This window comes from Bacillus sp. FSL K6-0073 (assembly GCF_038006085.1).
Classification (GTDB): Bacteria; Bacillota; Bacilli; order Bacillales; family Bacillaceae_G; genus Bacillus_A; species Bacillus_A cereus.
Genome location: NZ_JBBOUN010000001.1, coordinates 3665432 through 3683345, shown reverse-complemented (window position 1 = coordinate 3683345; position 17914 = coordinate 3665432). Strand labels below are relative to the sequence as shown.

Sequence of the window (17914 nt, the reverse complement as noted above, 5' to 3'; positions counted from 1 at the left end):
TCTTTAACTTCTTCTGAAAAGTCCTAACACTTCTACAGTTTCTGTAATATTAACGAATGCATTCGGGTCAATTTCAGAAATTGTAAGTTTCATACTTGCTAATTCTTCACGAGAAACGACCGTCATAAGTACACGCTTTTTCTCGCTTGAATAAGCGCCTTCGCCATCAAGTAACGTTATTCCACGTACAACAGTTGAAAGAAGCTGTTTTTTCATTTTTTCTGCTTCATTTGTTACAATCATAAGTGTAACTTTACGATGTTTTGTATGAACAGCATCAATTACTTTACCAGTTACATAAATTGAAAGTAAGCTTGTAAGTGCAACATCCCAAGTGAAGAAGAATCCTGCGATTATTACAACGACTGCATTTAAAACAATAAGGAATCCGCCAAGTTTAATGTCTCGCTTGCGGGATAAAAGCATACCGATAATATCAAATCCACCAGTGGATCCATTACAGTTAAAAACAAGACCAATACCAGCTCCGGCGATGACACCTCCGAAGATAGAAGATAACAATGGATCTGTTGCTACGACTTTTACTGGAACGTAGTATAATGCAACAGATAATACAACTACAGAGACAACTGTGTTAAAAATTACTTTTTTTCCAAGGCCTATGTACCCTAAAATAAGGATAGGTAAGTTTAATACAAAGTTAATAATACCTGTGTTTACAGGGGTTACAATCCCTAAAATAATAGCAATTCCGCCAATTCCACTACTTAAAATTTTGTGGGGGATAAGGAAAAGATTAAAGGCAACCGCAATAATAATAGAACCGATAATAACACCAAGGAATCTGACCATTTCTTTCCCGTCCTTCACTGAAAAATTCATATTATTTCAAGATTATATATGATATTGAAAGTTTTGGGTAAAAACAGTTTATTTTGGTAAATTAGATTAATCAAAAGAATTTGAGTATTTTATCATTTGAAAGGGGATACAGTTGTGAAGATAAAAACCTATCAACAGAAAAGCCCGTTGAAGCAAGAATGTGAGGATTCTTATTTTTGTAATAAAGAAAAAAAGATTTATGGTGTATGTGACGGTGCAACACCACTTGTCCCGTTTCGTGATGAAAAGGGACATAATGGAGCATACATCGCTTCGCATTTATTTGCAAGTTATTTTACTGCATTACGAGAGAATCATAGTTTACAATTTGCAGTTGCCAAAGCAAATGAAGCATTGCAAAGCAAAATGTTAGAATATGAAGTAGACACGGGAAAAAAAGAGCATTTGTGGTGCACATGTATCGCGGCAGTTCAAATAGTTGGTGAGAAAATTGAATATGCACAATTAGGGGACTGTATGATTGTCGCAACTTTTCAAAATGGAACGATGCAAGTATTAACGAAAGACACAGTTGAAGGAATTAGTAAACGAGCAAAAAGGAAGAGGGAAGAAGATCGTAAAAAAGGGTTATCTGTACCAGAAGAATATGTTTTTCAAGATGTGCGAGAACAGTTAAAATACAATCGTTATCTTGCAAATATGCCAAATGGTTATTCAGTTGCAAATGGAATGAAAGAAGCGATACATTATTTACAACATGGTGAATTACATATAGATGAAGTGAGTGGAATTTTTATTTGTTCAGACGGGTTATTCCACCCAGATTGGTCATTAGAACAAACTGTTGCATATATAAGAAAGAATAGTATAAACGAATATGTAGCAATCATTGAAGAGCTAGAAGCGGAAAAGAGAATAAGGCCAGATGATAAAACGATTATTATGATTGATTTTTAAGAGGAGGCAGTTCAAATGGAAATTAAATGTGTCAATCTAACATTTCAAGATGAATTAGTTCCTTTAGAAAAAGTAAATCAACTGATTATTCACCATACAGCTGAAGATGGATGGGACGTGTATAAAACGCATGAATTTCATCAAAAAGTACGGGGGTGGAGCGGGATTGGTTACAATTATTTTATTGAAGAAGATGGAACTGTAGTGGAAGGACGAGGTTTACATATTGGAGCGCATGCGAAAGACCATAACCGTTATACAATTGGAATATGTATGACGGGAAATTTCGATAAATACGATCCAACTCCTGCACAAGTGAATGCATTATATTCTTTATGCAAAATGTTTATGAAGCAATTTGCTATAAAGGAAAAAAATATACTAGGTCATAGGGAGTTAGAAGGAGTTACAAAAAGCTGTCCTGGTAATCGTTTTTCTATGGTAGAGTTAAGGAAGATATTATCTTAAATATAGAGGAGTAACAACGATGATGAATATAAAAATACCAAATGATAAAAAAGAAGAGCTTGTAGCGCAAATTCAGCAATTTTTCATGGAAGAAGATCTAGATGAAATTGGACGTTTCCAAGCAGAGCGTTTAATAGAAGAAATGATTAAATTAGTTGGACCATTTGCATACAATCAAGCAATTGGAGATGCAAGAAAGCTTGTAAGTGAGAAATTAACGAATATCGAAGAAGATTTATACGTGTTAGAGAAGAATGAAGGGAAATAAAAAAAGAGCCGATGGGCTCTTTTTTATTTTTCTTTCTTATGTTCCTTATATTCATGTACTTTTTCTTTCACATTACCAACTGTATCTTTGGAGGTGCCTTTCACCTTATCCCATTTTCCTTCAGCTTGTAATTTCTTATTGTCAGTTACTTTCCCGACAACTTCTTTTACTTCACCTTTTACCTTATCAATGGCACCTTCTACTTTTTCTTTTAAACCATGATCATGTTTAGTCATACATTTCTCCTCCTTGTAGTTTGATTAGAATTCTCTTTTCATATTGCAAGTTGAATGATGTATCTAGTAATAGCGTAACAAATCTAGTTGGAATATTCAAATGATTAATAGGATAGAAAAGGAATTGTCATAAAATGTTTAAAAATGTAACGGAAGGAGAAAGAAAGTAAATTATAATATGTCTTTTGCGGTCCATATTGATTTTGTATAAGCAATTTTCATATGGGCCCGTTCCATGTTATTTTGACTGCGGCTACCAAAGCGGGCTTGGCCAACTATTAAATGACAATTTGTCGCTATAGCTTTTTCTATTCTTTTTTGAATTAATGCAGTATGACAGCCGTTACGTTGAAATTCTGGCAAAGTAGCAGAAGCAGCTAATGATGCGACACCCTTATTTATATACAGGACACCAATACCGGCAGGGATATTTTGAACTTCAGCTATGAAAAAATGCCATCCTGGTTCATTGTAAAGAATTTCATTATTTTGGCGCACACCATCTGTTGTAAAGGATGGCATATTAAATCCACGTACATAAATGTCTGCAAAAATATCAAAATCATTTTCTTTTAGTTTTCGTATTGTAATATTAGAAGGAAGAAGTGATGAACCCTCTCTCGGTATACTATACAAAGCAGTATGGAAGCTAGATTGATAAAACCCTTTTTGAGATAAGTATTGAAATAATTCAGTTGTACCTTGTGCTGGGGTAATTTCAAAACGACAAGTGATTTGTAGTGATTGATAATAAGAGATAATTTCATCTAACTCATCTGTATTTGTAAATGTAATACCTTTTATCGTATTAAAAGCAGGACCAGCAATTATTTTTGATGAAAAGGCAGTGGCACTACCGAATTTTTTCATTTGCACTTGCATTGGGTTTCCGCTCATTGTTTGTAGTCTCTCTAATTTAGAAGAGAGCATATCAATTTCTGCATTTTCAATTTCTGTTGCCATATCGAGTGTCATAACAGTAGTCATAAAATTCCTCCGTTAATAAATATATTTCATAGTACATATACGATTTTTGTTTTGAGATTCCTGTTGAAATGTGAGAGAATAAGAGGTTTTTTGGAAGGGAAATGGAAGTGAACTGTCGAAGGGAGTAGAAACAGATTAAAGGTGGTGCTCTCATGAAACAAAAAGCCGTGCAGACATGCTCTAATTGTGGTTCTCAAAATATAGGAGAAGGTGAGTTTGTCGGATATGCACAAATACGGAAAAAGGAAACGATGTTCACATCTTCGCCGGTGGATGCTTATATTTGTACAGATTGTGGGAATATCCTTTTATTAAAGGTAAGGAATTATGAAAGGTTTAAACAGAAACCGTTATGATTATTGAGAAGTGGTCATATCCAACTTTGTATACGAAACGACTTATGTTAAGGAAAATGAATATGAGTGATAGTTTACATATATATGAGTATGCTACAGATAAAGAGATGACAACTTTTACTGTATGGGATGCTCATCGATCGTTATGTGACACATATAACTATATAGAAGAAATTGTGGGTCAGTACAATGGAGGGCAAGTAGCACCTCTTGGAATTGTATTAAAAGAGGAAAAAAAACTTATAGGCACGTGTGGATTTATAAAATATGATTTGGTCACACATACAGCAGAAATTGCATACGCCTTATCTCGAAAATATTGGGGAAGAGGATTAGCTACGGAGGCTGTGTTAGCTTTTTTCTACTATGGTTTTCATGAATTGCATCTTAATAGTATTGAAGCGGGATGTGATTCAGAAAATGAAGCATCTGAAAAATTAATGAAACGTTTGAATATGGAGTACAAATATACAATTCAGAAGGATATGTTTATTAAAGGTAAGAATCGTGATACAAAAAGGTATTTTATATCTAGAGAAAGATATATGAATCAATGAAATATCTTACATTGAAAACTCCTTTAAATGAATTAAGGAGTTTTTTTATTTTGATAACAACAAATGGACTATTAGGAAGCGCTATTTTTATTAACGTTCTAAGTATAGAAAAAAAACGCTATATAACACAATCGCAACCGCAAGTTGACAAAGTGCAACCGCAGGAAGATAGAGATAAGGGCAATGTTTACATACAATTTAGGTAAGAAAACAAAGGGGGACACACATATGGGATTTGGTGAAAAGCTTTTTAGATTAAGAAAGGAAAAGGGCCTTTCTCAAGAAGCATTAGCTGAAAAATTAAATACCACAAGGCAAGCAGTTAGTAAATGGGAAAACGGTCAAGGTTTTCCTGAAACTGAAAAATTAATAATGATTGGAAATGTATTTGAAGTATCACTCGACTATTTATTAAAAGAAACTGCAGAGCAAAGTAACGAAAAGGAAAATGGTTACTATGTAAGTAAGGAAATGGCAGAAGGGTATGTAGTGTATGGACAAAAAATTTCTAAATATATTGCGTTAGGATTTAGTTTGCTTATTTTATCTACAATACCGTACTTATTATTTAAAGAAAATGCGACAATGTCTACGTTTCTTGTCATTATCATTGCAGTGCTTGGGATTGGAGCAATGATGGCATCTGTAACGATAGAAGAGAGTCGATACAATGTATTGAAAAAGGAAGAACTACTATTTGATCAAAACTTTCTAAAAGAATTGACCAAAAGATATGCGACTATTAAGAAGAAGTATACGGCAGTAGTGATCGTTGGATTTTGTTTTATTGCAGCAGGAGCGATACCGTTTTTATTTGAGAAAAAACGAATTACCTCAGGAGAACTCGTACAGTATTATCCTTATTGTGTTGTACTTATTGCTATCGGAGTTTATCTTTTTGTTCGTGTGTTAGGGGTGTTAGAGACGTATCGGATTTTAGTAGAAAATAAGGAATACAGTAATCGTTTTATTTTTAAATTGAAAAAGAAAGTAAGGAAAAAGGTAGATAGTTTATAAAAAATAAAAAACATGTTTCGAATCAATGTATTCAAAACATGTTTTTTATCGTTCTGAATTATTTCCAAAGAAATAATTCAGAAAATACAGAAAAATATCGTAATCATTTGTAGAAGTCTGTTATAATAAACGGAAAATGAAAACGTTTTAAAGGGGGACATAACCAATATGATGATGAATGTACCGCTAACAATTAGTTCTATGATGGAAAGAGCAGAGAAACTGTTTTCGAAGAAAGAAATTGTTTCACGGACGCATGATACAGTTACAACGTTAACGTATAAGCAATTAGGGGAAAGGACGAGAAGACTTTCCAGTGCGTTGAAAAGGCTTGGAATTAAAGTAGGTGAACGTGTAGGAACATTAGCGTGGAACCATCATCGGCATGTGGAAGCGTATTTTGCTATTCCAGGTATTGCTTCTGTTTTGCACACAATTAACATTCGTTTATCTCCTCAACATATTTCATACATTATTCAGCACGCAGAAGACCGAATTCTACTTATAGATGAAGATCTCGTACCGCTTGTTGAAAATATTCAATCACAATTATCAACTGTACAAGCTTACATTATTATGACTGATAAAGATGAACTCCCAAATACTACGCTGAAGCCTGTATATCATTATGAAAAGCTATTAGAAGAAGGCGATCCAAATTTCCAATTTGTAAAAGATATTGATGAAAATACACCAGCTGGTATGTGTTATACGTCAGCGACTACAGGAAATCCGAAAGGTGTTGTATATACGCATCGTAGTACTGTATTACACTGTATGGCACTCGGTTTAGCTGATACAGCTGCTTTATCGGAAAGTGATGCAGCAATGGCAATCGTCCCGATGTTTCATGTGAACGCTTGGGGACTTCCTTTTGCGGCTACTTGGTTTGGATCAAAACAAGTTCTTCCTGGACCGATGTTTACTCCGAAAATTTTATTAGAAATGATTCAATCAGAAAAAGTGACGTTAGCTACGGGTGTGCCGACAATTTGGCTCGGCGTATTACAAGAGTTAGAAAATAATAGTTACGATTTATCTAGTATGACGAGAATACTATGCGGAGGTGCAGCGGCGCCGAAAAGTGTTATTAAAGCATTTGAACAGAAACATAATGTTCCGTTCATACATGCATATGGTATGACTGAAACGAGTCCACTCGTAACACTTGCACGTTTAAAAAGTTATGAAACGGAATTATCGTATGAAGAGCAACTAGAAATTCGCTCCAAACAAGGATATCTTGTACCTGGTGTCGAGATGAAAGTAGTCGGTACAAATGGTGAAGTGAAGTGGGATGGTACTGAGATGGGAGAATTATGTTTACGAGCACCTTGGATCGCTGAAAGCTATTATAACGATGATCGTACTGTTGAAGGTTTTCGCAATGGATGGTTATATACTGGTGATGTTGTCACAGTGGATGAGGAAGGTTGCGTGAAAATTGTTGACCGTACGAAGGATGTTATTAAAAGCGGGGGAGAATGGATTTCTTCGGTCGATCTTGAAAATGCTTTAATGGCACATGATGCTATATTTGAAGCGGCTGTCGTTGCAGTTCCTCACCCTCAGTGGCAAGAGCGACCAATTGCCTGCGTTGTTCAAAAGAAAAATAGTACGGTTACAAAAGAAGAAATATATGAGTTTTTAAAACCACAGTTTGCGAAGTGGTGGTTGCCAGACGATATTGTCTTTATGGAAGAAATACCGAAAACATCTGTTGGGAAGTTTTTAAAACAGGCGCTTCGGAAAGAACTGGAGCATTTGCATAGAGAGAAATAAGTGAACTCCTATTTGTAAACTATAATACGTTAACGGTTGACAAAAGAGGAGTGGAAAGATAATATAATTTTTATGATATGTTATCTAAAAACAATTTTAAGTTTACAAATAGGAGAAGCAAATATGAATACAAAAAATTTAGTTTTCGTCGCTTTATTTAGTTCTATTATGGGAGTGTTAGGGTTAATACCTCCGATTGCTCTTTCTATTACACCAGTTCCGATTACATTGCAATCACTCGGTGTTATGCTTGCGGGTGGGTTGTTAGGGTCACGCCTTGGTGCATTAAGTCAGCTTATTTTCTTACTTATTGTAGGAGTTGGAGCACCATTACTTGCTGGTGGCCGCGGTGGCCTTGGTGTATTTGTTGGGCCAAGTGCAGGATATTTACTTGGTTACATCATTGGAGCGTTTGTTATTGGTTATTTAATTGAGCGTTTACGTGAAGTTTCTATTATAAAAGTATTATGTATTAATATAATTGGTGGTATTTTCGTAGTTTATGTATTTGGTATTATTGTACAAGCGTTTTTAATGGATGTTTCTGTATGGGAGACAATGAAAGTGAGTGCTGTGTTTTTACCAGGGGATTGTATAAAAGCAATTATTGCGGCAGTTCTCGTAACAAAATTACATCGTTCATTGAAACATATTATTACACCCGCTTTAAAGAATGGAAAATATACAAATGCGGGATGATAAAGGGAAGAAACACGTACATTGCGTGTTTCTTTTTATTATTTTTGTAAAGAAAGGACGTCTCATATGGGTGTTACAAAAAAATACAAAAAGCAAGCCTCTTTACAACCAAATAAAATAGCGATAAAGGAAAATGATAGAGTTTTAACATATAAAGAGTGGTTCGAATCAGTTTGTAAAGTAGCCAACTGGTTGCATGCAACAGAATCAAAAAATAAAACAATAGCAATCCTATTAGAAAATCATATAGAGTTTTTACAACTATTTGCTGGTGCTGCTATGGCCGGGTGGGTTTGTGTTCCGTTAGATATAAAGTGGAAACAAGATGAGCTCAGAGAAAGAATTGAAATCAGTAATCCGGATATGATTGTGACAGAAAGATATAAGGTAAATGATTTACCGCATGAAGAAGGAAGAGTAATTGAAATTGATGAGTGGAAAAGAATGATGGAGAAATATCTTCCTACACATTCCACTGTAGAAAGTTTACGAAATGCTCCCTTTTATATGGGATTTACATCAGGATCAACTGGAAAAGCAAAAGCATTTTTACGCGCACAGCAATCGTGGGTTCATAGTTTTGATTGTAATGTACATGATTTTCATATGAAAATGGAGGATTCAATTTTAATAGCTGGGACGCTCGTTCATTCTCTTTTCTTATACGGGGCAATAAGTGCATTATATGTAGGACAAACGGTGCACATTATGAGAAAGTTCATTCCGAATCAAGTATTAGATAAGTTAGAAACTGAAAATATATCGGTTATGTATACAGTTCCGACAATGCTTGAATCTTTATATAAAGAAAATAGATTAATAGAAAATAAAATGAAAATTATTTCATCAGGAGCGAAATGGGAAGCTGAAGCGAAAGAAAAAATAAAGAATATATTTCCTTATGCGAAAAGATATGAATTTTATGGTGCATCAGAGTTAAGTTTTGTAACAGCACTAGTCGATGCAGAAAGCGAAAGAAGGCTAAATTCAGTAGGAAAACCTTGTCATAATGTGCAAGTTCGAATATGTAATGAAGCAGGCGAAGAAGTACAAAAAGGCGAGATAGGAACTGTTTATGTGAAAAGTGATCAGTTTTTTATGGGATACATAATAGATGGGGTTTTAACACAGGAGTTGAATGCAGAAGGCTGGATGACAGTGCGAGATGTAGGCTATGAAGATGAAGAAGGCTTTATATATATTGTTGGTAGAGAGAAGAATATGATTTTATTTGGAGGAATCAATATTTATCCAGAAGAAATAGAAAGTGTATTACATGAACACCCAGCTGTTGATGAAATAGTTGTAATTGGTGTGAAAGATAGTTACTGGGGTGAAAAGCCCGTCGCGATCGTAAAAGGAAGTGCTACGAAACAACAATTAAAGAGTTTTTGCTTACAACGATTATCCTCGTTTAAAATACCGAAAGAATGGCATTTTGTAGATAGAATACCTTATACAAATAGTGGGAAAATCGCTCGTATGGAAGCAAAAAGTATGATTGAAAACAGGGAGAAAATATATGAATAGAGCAGTTATTGTAGAGGCGAAAAGAACACCTATCGGTAAGAAGAATGGGATGTTAAAAGAGTATGAAGTTCAGCAATTAGCAACGCCGCTTCTTACGTTTTTAAGTAGAGGAATTGAGAGAGAGATAGACGATGTTATATTAGGTAATGTTGTTGGGCCAGGAGGGAATGTTGCGAGACTATCTGCTTTAGCGGCAGGACTTGGCTATCATATTCCTGGTGTAACGATTGATCGGCAATGTGGTGCTGGTTTAGAAGCAATTCGAACTGCGTGTCATCTCATTCAAGGAGGGGCAGGTAAGTGCTATATCGCCGGAGGAGTAGAGAGTACAAGTACGTCACCTTTTCAAAAAAGAGCACGATTTTCACCTGAAACAATTGGTGATCCTGACATGGGAGTAGCGGCTGAATATGTTGCGGAGCGTTATAACATAACGAGAGAAATGCAAGACGAGTACGCTTGTCTTAGTTATAAGCGGACACTGCAAGCGTTAGAAAAAGGCTATATACATGATGAAATATTTTCTTTTAATGGATTATTAGATGAATCTATAAAGCTAGAAATGAATTATGAACGAATCATTAAAAGAACAAAACCCGCATTTTTACAAAATGGAACAGTGACGGCAGGTAATTCATGTGGTGTAAATGATGGGGCATGTGCTGTTCTTGTAATGGAAGAGGGACAAGCCCTAAAGTTAGGTTATAAACCTGTCCTTCGTTTCGTTCGTAGTGCTGTAGTGGGAGTGAATCCAAATCTTCCAGGAACTGGTCCGATATTTGCGGTGAACAAATTATTAAATGAAATGAATGTAAAAATAGAGGACATCGATTATTTTGAAATAAATGAAGCATTCGCCTCAAAAGTTGTTGCTTGCGCAAAAGAGTTACAAATTCCGTATGAAAAATTAAATGTAAATGGTGGGGCAATTGCGCTCGGTCATCCGTACGGTGCATCTGGGGCTATGCTTGTAACACGTTTGTTTTATCAGGCACAAAGAGAGTCTATGAAATATGGAATTGCTACATTAGGAATTGGAGGCGGGATAGGGATTGCGCTCTTATTTGAGAAAGTAGAAAATTAGAATGTTTGAAGTGTAGGGCAGGCGTATTCATTTATATCTATCTTATTTTAATTCTCATTGAAAGCCTCTTATCAAATATAGAGAATAATAGGAGGTTTGGATGTTTTATTGTCTACAATTGATATGAAACTGTGATGCAAAATTCACCTTGATGTAGACCAGATCCAGTTGTTATTTGGATACTAGTAAAATTTTTTATTGTAAAATTACTAGTACTTCCAGGTTGAATTATGATTGAGTTTAAGACATTTGTATCTTGAAAGAAAGTAACACCTATTTCTTGAACACCTGTCTCGTATTTGATATATCCAGTTGAAGAAATATGATTTAACAAATTGTTAGTATATATAGTCTGTATTCCCATCTCTCCACCTGTGATAGACCAAGGAATGCAAATTTTATCTTTTATTATTGCTGATGGAGTGCAACAAATAACTTTATTCATGGTATATCCCAGCCTTTCATATAAAGGTATATTTAAATATATGTTGTTGTTTATGAGTATGCTTGTATGTTTTTGCTATATAGGATTATGTCCTTAATTTTAGAAGCTGTATTTGCTAATAAGGAGCATACAAATGGAGAATAAATACTTCTCTTCGTCATTGGAGGAGAAAAAGTTTGGAGAAGATAAAGGACTTAAGGTATTAGAGAAGATATGTGATGAGAAAATGAAGAAAGGGAAGGATAGTGCACCGGATAAATCGATTTGTATGATTAGTTATATTGTATATTCACTCCTAAAACATATATATAATGTCCTAGGAGTAAATTTAAAATTTGTTTTAGAATTTGATTTTTAATGAATTCACTCTAGTTTTCTACTTTTTGAGGAACATAAGCATTGCTACCAGGTTTTGTTTTTATTTCATTCCAAGCAGCAATCGCATCAGCTTTTGCTTTTCCTTTATTATTTGGATCTTCGAAAAAGTCCCGAGTAAAGCGATTGTATTCAAATTGCGCGCTGATCGTTGTTTTATAAGTAGGATCTTTTTTTCGTTCGTTTTCTTCATACCAAAATGTTATCGCATCTTCATATGTTTTTCCAACATTCTCTTTAAAAAACTTTTGAAGAGCTACTGTAAAGCGGAAGTTTGTTCCGATTTTTTCTTTGAAAAAAGCACGAACACCTTCGCTACAGCGGTGATTTTTAGTAATAATCGTTTGAAGAGAAAGGTCTTTATAAGAGAGGGGAGCTTTGCTCACTTTTTGCACAGAGCTGTTTTTTAAGACTTTCCCCGTAGTTAAATAATGTGAGATACGCTCGGTTATTTCGGTCTTAGAGCCACTAGCTGGCAAACCATGCTCGCGACAAAATGTTTGCAGTTCTGCTTTTAACCAATAATAGTTTTGAAAATCTTCAAGTGATATAGATTTTGTTAAAGGTGGACGCATGAATATAACAACTTCTTTCTTCCATAATTTTCTTTAATTATAAAACGTATGTTCTCTTTGTGGAAGGATTAATTTGTAAATATAACAGGAAGAGGAGATTACATATGGAAAATGTAATGCAAGTTCGTGTTACGGGAATTTTAATTGAAGATGAAAAAGTATTGCTAGTAAAGCAAAAAGTGGCTAATCGCGATTGGTCTTTACCTGGAGGAAGGGTAGAGAATGGTGAAACGTTAGAAGAAGCGATGATTCGAGAAATGAGAGAAGAAACGGGATTAGAAGTTAAAATTAAGAAGCTACTCTATGTTTGTGATAAACCAGATGCTAGTCCATCTTTGTTACATATTACGTTTCTGCTTGAAAGGATTGAAGGTGAAATTACACTACCTTCTAACGAGTTCGATCATAATCCGATTCATGATGTGCAAATGGTACCGATTAACGAATTAAGTTATTATGGTTTTTCGGAAACTTTTATCAATCTTATAAGTGGCGGTTTTGCAAATGCAGGAAGTTATCAAGGGTTGAAACAACATATAGGCCTGTAAATATAGTTGAAGGATAGCCGTTAGCTATCCTTCATAAACATGTTTTACACTGCTGACTGTAAAGAAGAGACAAGCTGATTTAAAAACTCGTCCCCGTTCATCACCGCTTTTCCGCCGCCGCGTGCACTCTTTTTATTTCCGCCACCTTTTCCTTCAATTGCAGGAAGAGCATCTTTTAAAAGAGCATTCATATCGAGCGTTACTGTTTTTCCGCAAGCGAGAATACATTGTAGTTTGTCATCATTTTCGATGACGAAATACGTAATTGCATGCTCTTGTTGTTCTGTAATGATAGCTGATAGTTTTGCAATTTCTTGCATAGAACGATCTGTAAATGCTTTAGAAATAAGTAACCCAGCATGTATTTCGGTGGGCTGTTGCAGTAATTCATTTGCCTCTGCAAATAATAATTTTTCATTCATTGTTTGTATTGTTTTTTCGTTTTCCTTTTGAGAGGTAAGAAGCTGTGCTACTTTTGCTGGGATATCAGTTTCGCTACTGTTTAATTGTTTGGAAACATCTTTCATAATTTGTTGCTGTTGCCCCATTAATTTAAGTGTACGCCAACCAGCGATAAAGGTTAAGCGTATACCACCTTTATTGCGCTCCCATCCTAGTACTTGAATAGGACCAACTTCACCAGTGCATTTCGGATGGGTTCCACCACAGCCATTGTAGTCGTAATTTTCGATAATAACAACACGTATATTCTCTGTCATAGTTGGTTCTTTACGAAGAGGTAATGTTTTTGCTTCTTCTAAGTTCATCCACTCTATACGGATTGGGTGGTTTTCAAAAACGATTTTATTGGCAATTTGTACTGCCTTTTCAACCGTTTCTGCATGCAGATTTTCTGTTTCTAAATCAATTGTTATCGTTTCTTTTCCAAGATGGAATCCAATCGTAGGTATGTTGAAATAGTCCCAAAAAGCAGCAGATAAAATGTGCTGAGCTGCATGTTGCTGCATATGATCAAACCGGCGCTCCCAATTGATTTTACCTTCTACGTCTTCTGTGTGTAATTGTTCTGCAATGAAGTGGCGGATTTCTTCGTCGACTTCTTCAACATCAAGTACAGCAATACCATTTAAAGTTCCAGTGTCATGTGGTTGTCCGCCACCAGTCGGATAAAATGCGGTTTCGTTTAAAACAACGTATAAGTTACCGTCTTTATCATAATCTTGCTTTATAATTTTAGTAGTAAATTCTTGCTTATAAGCGTCAGTGTAATATAATTTGTGCTCCAATTTTCTTTCTCCTCTCGCATTAACTAGTTTCATTGTAAAGCAATTGAAATTAGTTTCCTAATATTTCAGAAGAAAGAAACTATTTTTAGAATTTTCTTGCTATAATAAGAAGAAAATGCGGGGGTGGAATAAATATGTTATATGAAAATGGCGTAGATAAACTGCTTAGTTTAAGCAAAAATATTTCTGAATTGTATCGAGAATTAAATGAAATGACCCGGATTTTAACGGATTGTAATCGAGAAAGTGTGAAGTTTGATCGGTTATATGTAAAAGAGTTACTTTGGAAGAAAGAAGATGTAATAGAGAAATATGACCAGCTACTTGTACAACTTTGTATTAACGAATGCTTTGATCTAAAAAGTGTCATTACAGGCGAATATAAGTATACATATGAAGAAGTGGAGAACATCGTTTTACAATTTAATGAGAAATATAATGTTGCAATATTAATTAAAGATGTTTGTAAAGAATTACAGTTTACATATGGCATAGATATGGATATAACGAGAACAGCGCGGGTATCAACAGCGCAAGTATAAAAAGGGAAAAGAAAGCAGATCCTTTGCTTTCTTTTTTTATGTAAGAACAGGGAGAGTAGGTTTTTAAGATGAAGGGGAAGTTGCAAAATATTCATCCGTTAGGAATGACAATTATAATAGGGACTTTATTTGCGAGGTTCGCCACGTCAATGAGTATTCCTTTTTTAGCAATTTATTTAACGACTGTGAAAGGTGTATCAGCTGGAATGACAGGTGCTATTATCGGAACGAGTGCACTTGTTGGAGTGTTTGCTAGTTTTATCGGAGGGAATTTATCAGATCGATTCGGTCGAAATATGATTATAATATGGTCCATGATCGTTTGGGTCTTTGTATTCATTGGTTTTTCACTTGCAGATCATGTTTTAAGTTTCTTTTTATTAAATGCTTTGAATGGATTATGTAGGTCATTTTTTGAGCCAACATCAAGAGCGTTATTATCAGATTTAACGAAACCTGAGTATCGTTTACTCGTATATAATTTGCGTTACGGTGCAATCAATGTTGGAGTAGCGATTGGCCCACTTGTCGGGTTACAGATTGGAAGCGCAAAATCAACAATTCCATTTTTAGTAGCAGCTGGAGTATACATTTTATATACAGCTATATTAGCGTTCCAATTTAAGAAGTATCCGATTGAAAAAAAGAAAGTAAATACAGAAAAGCCTGTCACAATGTTAAAGGCAATTCGTATTTTGCGAAAGGATGTCGTATTTTTAGTTGCACTAGTTGGTATTATTTTGAGTAATTGTGGTTTTTCTCATTTAACGACAACAGTATCTCAATATTTTGCAAATGCACATATATTTCAGGATGGAGTGAAATTATTTTCATATATGCTAGCTTTAAATGCGATTGTTGTAGTCGTAATTCAATACCCTGTTATTCAAATTTGTAAAAAGTATACACCGTTAGTATCCATTATGGTGGGAACTTTATTTGTGAGCGGAGGATTATTTGGATTTGGAGTAGTAGAATCTCTGCTAGGTGCTGCCGTTTGTACAATTATTTTTACAATTGGAGAAGTCTTAATGTTTTCAATGACGGATGTATTTATTGATGATATTGCTGTTGCGCATCTAAAAGGAACATACTTCGGTGCGATGGGTTTTTCGGGAATTGGAGCAGTAATAGGTCCGTGGTTTGGAGGAGTACTTCTCGATTACTACGGGTACCAAAATGGGTTTGCAGTATTTTCAGCACTAGCTATATTTTCAACTGTGGCATTTCCTGTGCTTTTAGTTACAAAAGGTTTATCGAAAAAAAGATATGATAGAAATTCTAATATAGAGATGCATGCGAAATAACATAAGCCCCAGTAACCAACTGGGGCTTATGTTTGTATTATATTAACTCTTAATTTGAAAAAAGAACTTTCTTTTCATGTTTATCAGCAACTTCATTTTTGGAAATATGAATGGCCAAAAAACCATTCTCTAAGCAGGCTAGCATCTTCTTATAAATAACATTAGCGGGTAAAGGAATAGTTCGCTGCAAAGAAATGTTTTTATGAAGTATGCAAATGTTTAGGCCTGTCTCCATCTTTTTAATGACTACATTTTGTTCATTGGCATTTGGTACATCTGTTTCCAAAATGTATTCTTGTTCAGTTTCGCAAAGGTCAATATGAATTTGATTTGGGAAACTAAAGTTACTACAAGAGTCAGAACAAAACTGATCCATCCATTCTTCGAAACCATCAACATGAAAAAGACAATCCTTCTTTTTCTTGCCCATGTAAGACACCCTCCGTAAAATTTCAATTCATACTATGTTATGCATGAATGAAGTAGGGGTGAAGAATAAATGGAAAAATATAAACATTGTATGTGGTAAAGGCAGCTATTGTGAACCTTTTGTTTTACATATCATGATGTGCATGATGTTTTTGGCGTGAATGGTTACGGTTTTTTACTTTATGAGATCCGCTTAATGGTTCAGGTTGTCCCTTTTTTTCTTTTGCTTCACGATTGTTTTTGCTCATTGTATGTGACACCTCCTCTTTCTCTTTAGAATGAGAGAAGTTTGCAAATTTATACGAGAATGTTTTTAGAAAAAAAGGTAAAGATAATTGGGACTAACTATTATGGAAAGGGGATTATATAATGCCATATCATAAAGATAAACAGCAAGCTTTTCAAGCAGCGCAGCAAGGAGTTACACAAGCAGAACATGCATATAACAACATTGTGAAAAATGATCCAAACTACGGTCATGATTTAAAAGAGTTACGCCAAGAGGTTCAGGAGGCGTATGAACAGATTCAAAATGCGTTAGAAGTAGCTTCGGAAACACAACGCCCACAACTTGAGCAATACGAAAATAATCTCCAAAATATTATGCAACATGTAGATCAATTAGAAAAGTAAATGAGGTTGTTGTGTATTTGACAACCTCTTACTTTAATGAACATTATGCGAAAACAGAAAATTTTTCTATTCGTTTTTTCTTTATTATGCGCAGTACATATATTTCAAGTTGAAAAAGTGGAAGCGAAAATGTTGCTCAGAAAAGAGCTAGAACCAACTGGCTATGTAACGTGGGAAGTACCTAATAATGAAAAGATTATTGCCATTACATTTGATGATGGCCCAGATCCAACTTATACACCGCAAGTTTTACATTTATTACGTCAATATAAAGCAGAAGCAACATTTTTTATGATTGGATTTCGAGTGCAGCGCAATCCATATTTAGTGAAACAGGTGTTAAAAGAGGGACATGAAATTGGAAATCATACGATGAATCATTTGTATGCGAGTAATTCATCAGATGAAAAATTAGAAAATGATATTTTAGATGGAAAGAAATTTTTCGAAAAATGGGTGAAAGAACCTTTGCTATTCCGTCCTCCTGGCGGATATATTAACGATGCTGTATTTAAAACAGCGAAAGAAGCTGGTTATCAAACCGTTCTATGGTCGTGGCATCAAGACCCGCGTGATTGGGCAAATCCAGGGGTTGAATCTATCGTAAATCATGTAGTAAAAAATGCTAAAAGTGGCGATATCGTATTGTTACATGATGGAGGAAATGATCGTAGTCAAACAGTAGCAGCGCTAGCAAAAATTTTACCTGAGCTAAAAAAACAAGGATATCGATTTGTAACGGTTTCGGAATTACTACGTTATAAACATTAGAAAAAATCCCAAAAGGAAAATGAACCTTTTGGGATTTTTCGTTACTGATTCTTTTTGCGTTTCTTATTATTTTGTCGTTCTGCAGCAGTTAAGTTTTCATTTGCAAACTCTTCGTTATAACCAGCGCCTTGTCCTTGTGCAGATGCCGCATTCATTCCTGAAATAGTATGATTTGCTTTTCTTTTACCCATTTTATTTCACCTCTATAACTTTTTTTTATAAGTTGCATGATGAGCAGTTCATAGTATGTATGAACTGTAAAGAAAGCGCTAATAGAGCACTTTACTTTATGGTAAT

The 17914-nt window shown here is 34.9% G+C and carries 25 protein-coding genes; 16 read left to right on the top strand and 9 right to left on the bottom strand.

The features are described 5' to 3' along the window. Positions 1 to 3 precede the first annotated feature (3 nt). Positions 4 to 813, bottom strand: a complete 810-nt coding sequence (locus MHB52_RS18970) for a YitT family protein (RefSeq protein ID WP_000251347.1) — start codon at positions 811 to 813, stop codon at positions 4 to 6. 126 nt (positions 814 to 939) lie between these two features. Between MHB52_RS18970 and MHB52_RS18965 the strand changes: the two genes are divergently transcribed. The 3 genes from MHB52_RS18965 to MHB52_RS18955 are packed head-to-tail and all read left to right on the top strand — an operon-like array spanning position 940 to position 2497. After that, positions 940 to 1761, top strand: coding sequence for a protein phosphatase 2C domain-containing protein (locus MHB52_RS18965; RefSeq protein ID WP_002000458.1), 822 nt, complete (start codon positions 940 to 942; stop codon positions 1759 to 1761). Positions 1762 to 1776: 15 nt separating this feature from the next. Then, positions 1777 to 2229, top strand: a complete 453-nt coding sequence (locus MHB52_RS18960; protein WP_000402976.1) for a peptidoglycan recognition protein family protein — start codon at positions 1777 to 1779, stop codon at positions 2227 to 2229. Positions 2230 to 2248: 19 nt separating this feature from the next. After that, positions 2249 to 2497: a DUF2164 domain-containing protein gene (locus tag MHB52_RS18955; protein ID WP_000981064.1), complete on the top strand. Its 249-nt coding sequence runs from the start codon at positions 2249 to 2251 to the stop codon at positions 2495 to 2497. Between the two features lie 23 nt (positions 2498 to 2520). Here the strand turns inward: MHB52_RS18955 and MHB52_RS18950 are convergent, their stop codons facing one another. Together MHB52_RS18950 and MHB52_RS18945 are read right to left on the bottom strand one after the other, a co-directional pair. Beyond that, positions 2521 to 2733 (bottom strand): CsbD family protein, encoded by a 213-nt coding sequence (locus MHB52_RS18950; RefSeq protein WP_000160416.1) that lies wholly within the window; start codon positions 2731 to 2733, stop codon positions 2521 to 2523. A 171-nt stretch (positions 2734 to 2904) separates the two neighbouring features. Further along, on the bottom strand, positions 2905 to 3720 hold the full coding sequence (locus MHB52_RS18945) for a GNAT family N-acetyltransferase (RefSeq protein ID WP_016118462.1): 816 nt from the start codon (positions 3718 to 3720) through the stop codon (positions 2905 to 2907). Positions 3721 to 3872: 152 nt separating this feature from the next. Between MHB52_RS18945 and MHB52_RS18940 the strand changes: the two genes are divergently transcribed. The 7 genes from MHB52_RS18940 (at position 3873) to MHB52_RS18910 (ending at position 10745) form a co-directional block, all read left to right on the top strand. Further along, the gene (locus MHB52_RS18940) at positions 3873 to 4076 is read left to right on the top strand and encodes a hypothetical protein (RefSeq protein ID WP_000810193.1); all 204 of its coding nucleotides are present in this window, start codon (positions 3873 to 3875) and stop codon (positions 4074 to 4076) included. Continuing rightward, complete coding sequence (locus MHB52_RS18935; protein WP_000582841.1) at positions 4073 to 4633, top strand: GNAT family N-acetyltransferase; 561 nt, start codon at positions 4073 to 4075, stop codon at positions 4631 to 4633. The genes MHB52_RS18940 and MHB52_RS18935 overlap by 4 nt, the downstream gene beginning before the upstream one ends. Positions 4634 to 4861: 228 nt before the next feature. Beyond that, the gene (locus MHB52_RS18930; RefSeq protein WP_000505637.1) at positions 4862 to 5650 is read left to right on the top strand and encodes a helix-turn-helix domain-containing protein; all 789 of its coding nucleotides are present in this window, start codon (positions 4862 to 4864) and stop codon (positions 5648 to 5650) included. Positions 5651 to 5818: 168 nt separating this feature from the next. After that, positions 5819 to 7432 (top strand): long-chain fatty acid--CoA ligase, encoded by a 1614-nt coding sequence (locus MHB52_RS18925; RefSeq protein WP_061663266.1) that lies wholly within the window; start codon positions 5819 to 5821, stop codon positions 7430 to 7432. 123 nt (positions 7433 to 7555) lie between these two features. Continuing rightward, entirely contained in the window at positions 7556 to 8131 is a 576-nt protein-coding gene (locus MHB52_RS18920) for a biotin transporter BioY (protein WP_001093332.1), read from the top strand. A gap of 66 nt (positions 8132 to 8197) precedes the next feature. Next, on the top strand, positions 8198 to 9661 hold the full coding sequence (locus MHB52_RS18915) for an acyl-CoA synthetase (RefSeq protein ID WP_000539233.1): 1464 nt from the start codon (positions 8198 to 8200) through the stop codon (positions 9659 to 9661). After that, positions 9654 to 10745 carry an acetyl-CoA C-acyltransferase gene (locus tag MHB52_RS18910; RefSeq protein ID WP_001078002.1) on the top strand — a complete coding sequence of 364 codons (1092 nt, stop codon included), beginning with the start codon at positions 9654 to 9656 and terminating at the stop codon, positions 10743 to 10745. The genes MHB52_RS18915 and MHB52_RS18910 overlap by 8 nt, the downstream gene beginning before the upstream one ends. A gap of 112 nt (positions 10746 to 10857) precedes the next feature. Here MHB52_RS18910 and MHB52_RS18905 read toward each other — a convergent pair whose 3' ends face one another. Further along, positions 10858 to 11190 (bottom strand): DUF3992 domain-containing protein, encoded by a 333-nt coding sequence (locus tag MHB52_RS18905; RefSeq protein ID WP_080451558.1) that lies wholly within the window; start codon positions 11188 to 11190, stop codon positions 10858 to 10860. 133 nt (positions 11191 to 11323) lie between these two features. Here MHB52_RS18905 and MHB52_RS18900 point away from each other — a divergent pair, with 133 nt between their 5' ends. Beyond that, complete coding sequence (locus MHB52_RS18900) at positions 11324 to 11548, top strand: hypothetical protein (RefSeq protein ID WP_000428982.1); 225 nt, start codon at positions 11324 to 11326, stop codon at positions 11546 to 11548. 10 nt (positions 11549 to 11558) lie between these two features. Here the strand turns inward: MHB52_RS18900 and MHB52_RS18895 are convergent, their stop codons facing one another. Further along, complete coding sequence (locus MHB52_RS18895; protein ID WP_001247745.1) at positions 11559 to 12140, bottom strand: DUF6434 domain-containing protein; 582 nt, start codon at positions 12138 to 12140, stop codon at positions 11559 to 11561. Between the two features lie 104 nt (positions 12141 to 12244). Between MHB52_RS18895 and MHB52_RS18890 the strand changes: the two genes are divergently transcribed. Then, complete coding sequence (locus MHB52_RS18890) at positions 12245 to 12688, top strand: NUDIX hydrolase (protein WP_000432562.1); 444 nt, start codon at positions 12245 to 12247, stop codon at positions 12686 to 12688. Between the two features lie 44 nt (positions 12689 to 12732). On the opposite strand, the gene MHB52_RS18885 is transcribed toward MHB52_RS18890, so the two are convergent. After that, the gene (locus MHB52_RS18885; RefSeq protein ID WP_000400387.1) at positions 12733 to 13935 is read right to left on the bottom strand and encodes a serine-tRNA(Ala) deacylase AlaX; all 1203 of its coding nucleotides are present in this window, start codon (positions 13933 to 13935) and stop codon (positions 12733 to 12735) included. Between the two features lie 134 nt (positions 13936 to 14069). On the opposite strand from MHB52_RS18885, the gene MHB52_RS18880 reads away from it, so the two are divergent. Beyond that, on the top strand, positions 14070 to 14477 hold the full coding sequence (locus MHB52_RS18880) for a hypothetical protein (RefSeq protein ID WP_000965133.1): 408 nt from the start codon (positions 14070 to 14072) through the stop codon (positions 14475 to 14477). A gap of 68 nt (positions 14478 to 14545) precedes the next feature. After that, positions 14546 to 15784 (top strand): MDR family MFS transporter, encoded by a 1239-nt coding sequence (locus tag MHB52_RS18875; protein WP_000676829.1) that lies wholly within the window; start codon positions 14546 to 14548, stop codon positions 15782 to 15784. A 49-nt stretch (positions 15785 to 15833) separates the two neighbouring features. Here the strand turns inward: MHB52_RS18875 and MHB52_RS18870 are convergent, their stop codons facing one another. Further along, positions 15834 to 16214, bottom strand: coding sequence for an Hsp20/alpha crystallin family protein (locus MHB52_RS18870; RefSeq protein ID WP_000516730.1), 381 nt, complete (start codon positions 16212 to 16214; stop codon positions 15834 to 15836). A gap of 124 nt (positions 16215 to 16338) precedes the next feature. After that, a complete protein-coding gene (locus MHB52_RS18865) occupies positions 16339 to 16461 on the bottom strand; it encodes a small acid-soluble spore protein P (protein WP_000042141.1) in 123 nt (40 codons plus the stop codon). A gap of 121 nt (positions 16462 to 16582) precedes the next feature. Here MHB52_RS18865 and MHB52_RS18860 point away from each other — a divergent pair, with 121 nt between their 5' ends. Beyond that, entirely contained in the window at positions 16583 to 16846 is a 264-nt protein-coding gene (locus tag MHB52_RS18860; RefSeq protein ID WP_001146293.1) for a hypothetical protein, read from the top strand. Between the two features lie 45 nt (positions 16847 to 16891). After that, positions 16892 to 17617 (top strand): polysaccharide deacetylase family sporulation protein PdaB, encoded by a 726-nt coding sequence (pdaB, locus tag MHB52_RS18855; protein ID WP_030027157.1) that lies wholly within the window; start codon positions 16892 to 16894, stop codon positions 17615 to 17617. 41 nt (positions 17618 to 17658) lie between these two features. Here pdaB and sspO read toward each other — a convergent pair whose 3' ends face one another. Next, positions 17659 to 17808, bottom strand: a complete 150-nt coding sequence (gene sspO, locus MHB52_RS18850; protein WP_000518051.1) for an acid-soluble spore protein SspO — start codon at positions 17806 to 17808, stop codon at positions 17659 to 17661. Between the last annotated feature and the right edge of the window lie 106 nt (positions 17809 to 17914).

Bases quoted from the DNA above. Each gene is read 5' to 3' on its own strand.
- MHB52_RS18970 (WP_000251347.1), bottom strand. From the start codon at position 813: ATGGTCAGATTCCTTGGTGTTATTATCGGTTCTATTATTATTGCGGTT.
- MHB52_RS18960 (WP_000402976.1), top strand. From the start codon at position 1,777: ATGGAAATTAAATGTGTCAATCTAACATTTCAAGATGAATTAGTTCCT.
- MHB52_RS18955 (WP_000981064.1), top strand. From the start codon at position 2,249: ATGATGAATATAAAAATACCAAATGATAAAAAAGAAGAGCTTGTAGCG.
- MHB52_RS18950 (WP_000160416.1), bottom strand. From the start codon at position 2,733: ATGACTAAACATGATCATGGTTTAAAAGAAAAAGTAGAAGGTGCCATT.
- MHB52_RS18945 (WP_016118462.1), bottom strand. From the start codon at position 3,720: ATGACTACTGTTATGACACTCGATATGGCAACAGAAATTGAAAATGCA.
- MHB52_RS18940 (WP_000810193.1), top strand. From the start codon at position 3,873: ATGAAACAAAAAGCCGTGCAGACATGCTCTAATTGTGGTTCTCAAAAT.
- MHB52_RS18935 (WP_000582841.1), top strand. From the start codon at position 4,073: ATGATTATTGAGAAGTGGTCATATCCAACTTTGTATACGAAACGACTT.
- MHB52_RS18930 (WP_000505637.1), top strand. From the start codon at position 4,862: ATGGGATTTGGTGAAAAGCTTTTTAGATTAAGAAAGGAAAAGGGCCTT.
- MHB52_RS18925 (WP_061663266.1), top strand. From the start codon at position 5,819: ATGATGATGAATGTACCGCTAACAATTAGTTCTATGATGGAAAGAGCA.
- MHB52_RS18920 (WP_001093332.1), top strand. From the start codon at position 7,556: ATGAATACAAAAAATTTAGTTTTCGTCGCTTTATTTAGTTCTATTATG.
- MHB52_RS18915 (WP_000539233.1), top strand. From the start codon at position 8,198: ATGGGTGTTACAAAAAAATACAAAAAGCAAGCCTCTTTACAACCAAAT.
- MHB52_RS18910 (WP_001078002.1), top strand. From the start codon at position 9,654: ATGAATAGAGCAGTTATTGTAGAGGCGAAAAGAACACCTATCGGTAAG.
- MHB52_RS18905 (WP_080451558.1), bottom strand. From the start codon at position 11,190: ATGAATAAAGTTATTTGTTGCACTCCATCAGCAATAATAAAAGATAAA.
- MHB52_RS18900 (WP_000428982.1), top strand. From the start codon at position 11,324: ATGGAGAATAAATACTTCTCTTCGTCATTGGAGGAGAAAAAGTTTGGA.
- MHB52_RS18895 (WP_001247745.1), bottom strand. From the start codon at position 12,140: ATGCGTCCACCTTTAACAAAATCTATATCACTTGAAGATTTTCAAAAC.
- MHB52_RS18890 (WP_000432562.1), top strand. From the start codon at position 12,245: ATGGAAAATGTAATGCAAGTTCGTGTTACGGGAATTTTAATTGAAGAT.
- MHB52_RS18880 (WP_000965133.1), top strand. From the start codon at position 14,070: ATGTTATATGAAAATGGCGTAGATAAACTGCTTAGTTTAAGCAAAAAT.
- MHB52_RS18875 (WP_000676829.1), top strand. From the start codon at position 14,546: ATGAAGGGGAAGTTGCAAAATATTCATCCGTTAGGAATGACAATTATA.
- MHB52_RS18870 (WP_000516730.1), bottom strand. From the start codon at position 16,214: ATGGGCAAGAAAAAGAAGGATTGTCTTTTTCATGTTGATGGTTTCGAA.
- MHB52_RS18865 (WP_000042141.1), bottom strand. From the start codon at position 16,461: ATGAGCAAAAACAATCGTGAAGCAAAAGAAAAAAAGGGACAACCTGAA.
- MHB52_RS18860 (WP_001146293.1), top strand. From the start codon at position 16,583: ATGCCATATCATAAAGATAAACAGCAAGCTTTTCAAGCAGCGCAGCAA.
- pdaB (WP_030027157.1), top strand. From the start codon at position 16,892: ATGCGAAAACAGAAAATTTTTCTATTCGTTTTTTCTTTATTATGCGCA.
- sspO (WP_000518051.1), bottom strand. From the start codon at position 17,808: ATGGGTAAAAGAAAAGCAAATCATACTATTTCAGGAATGAATGCGGCA.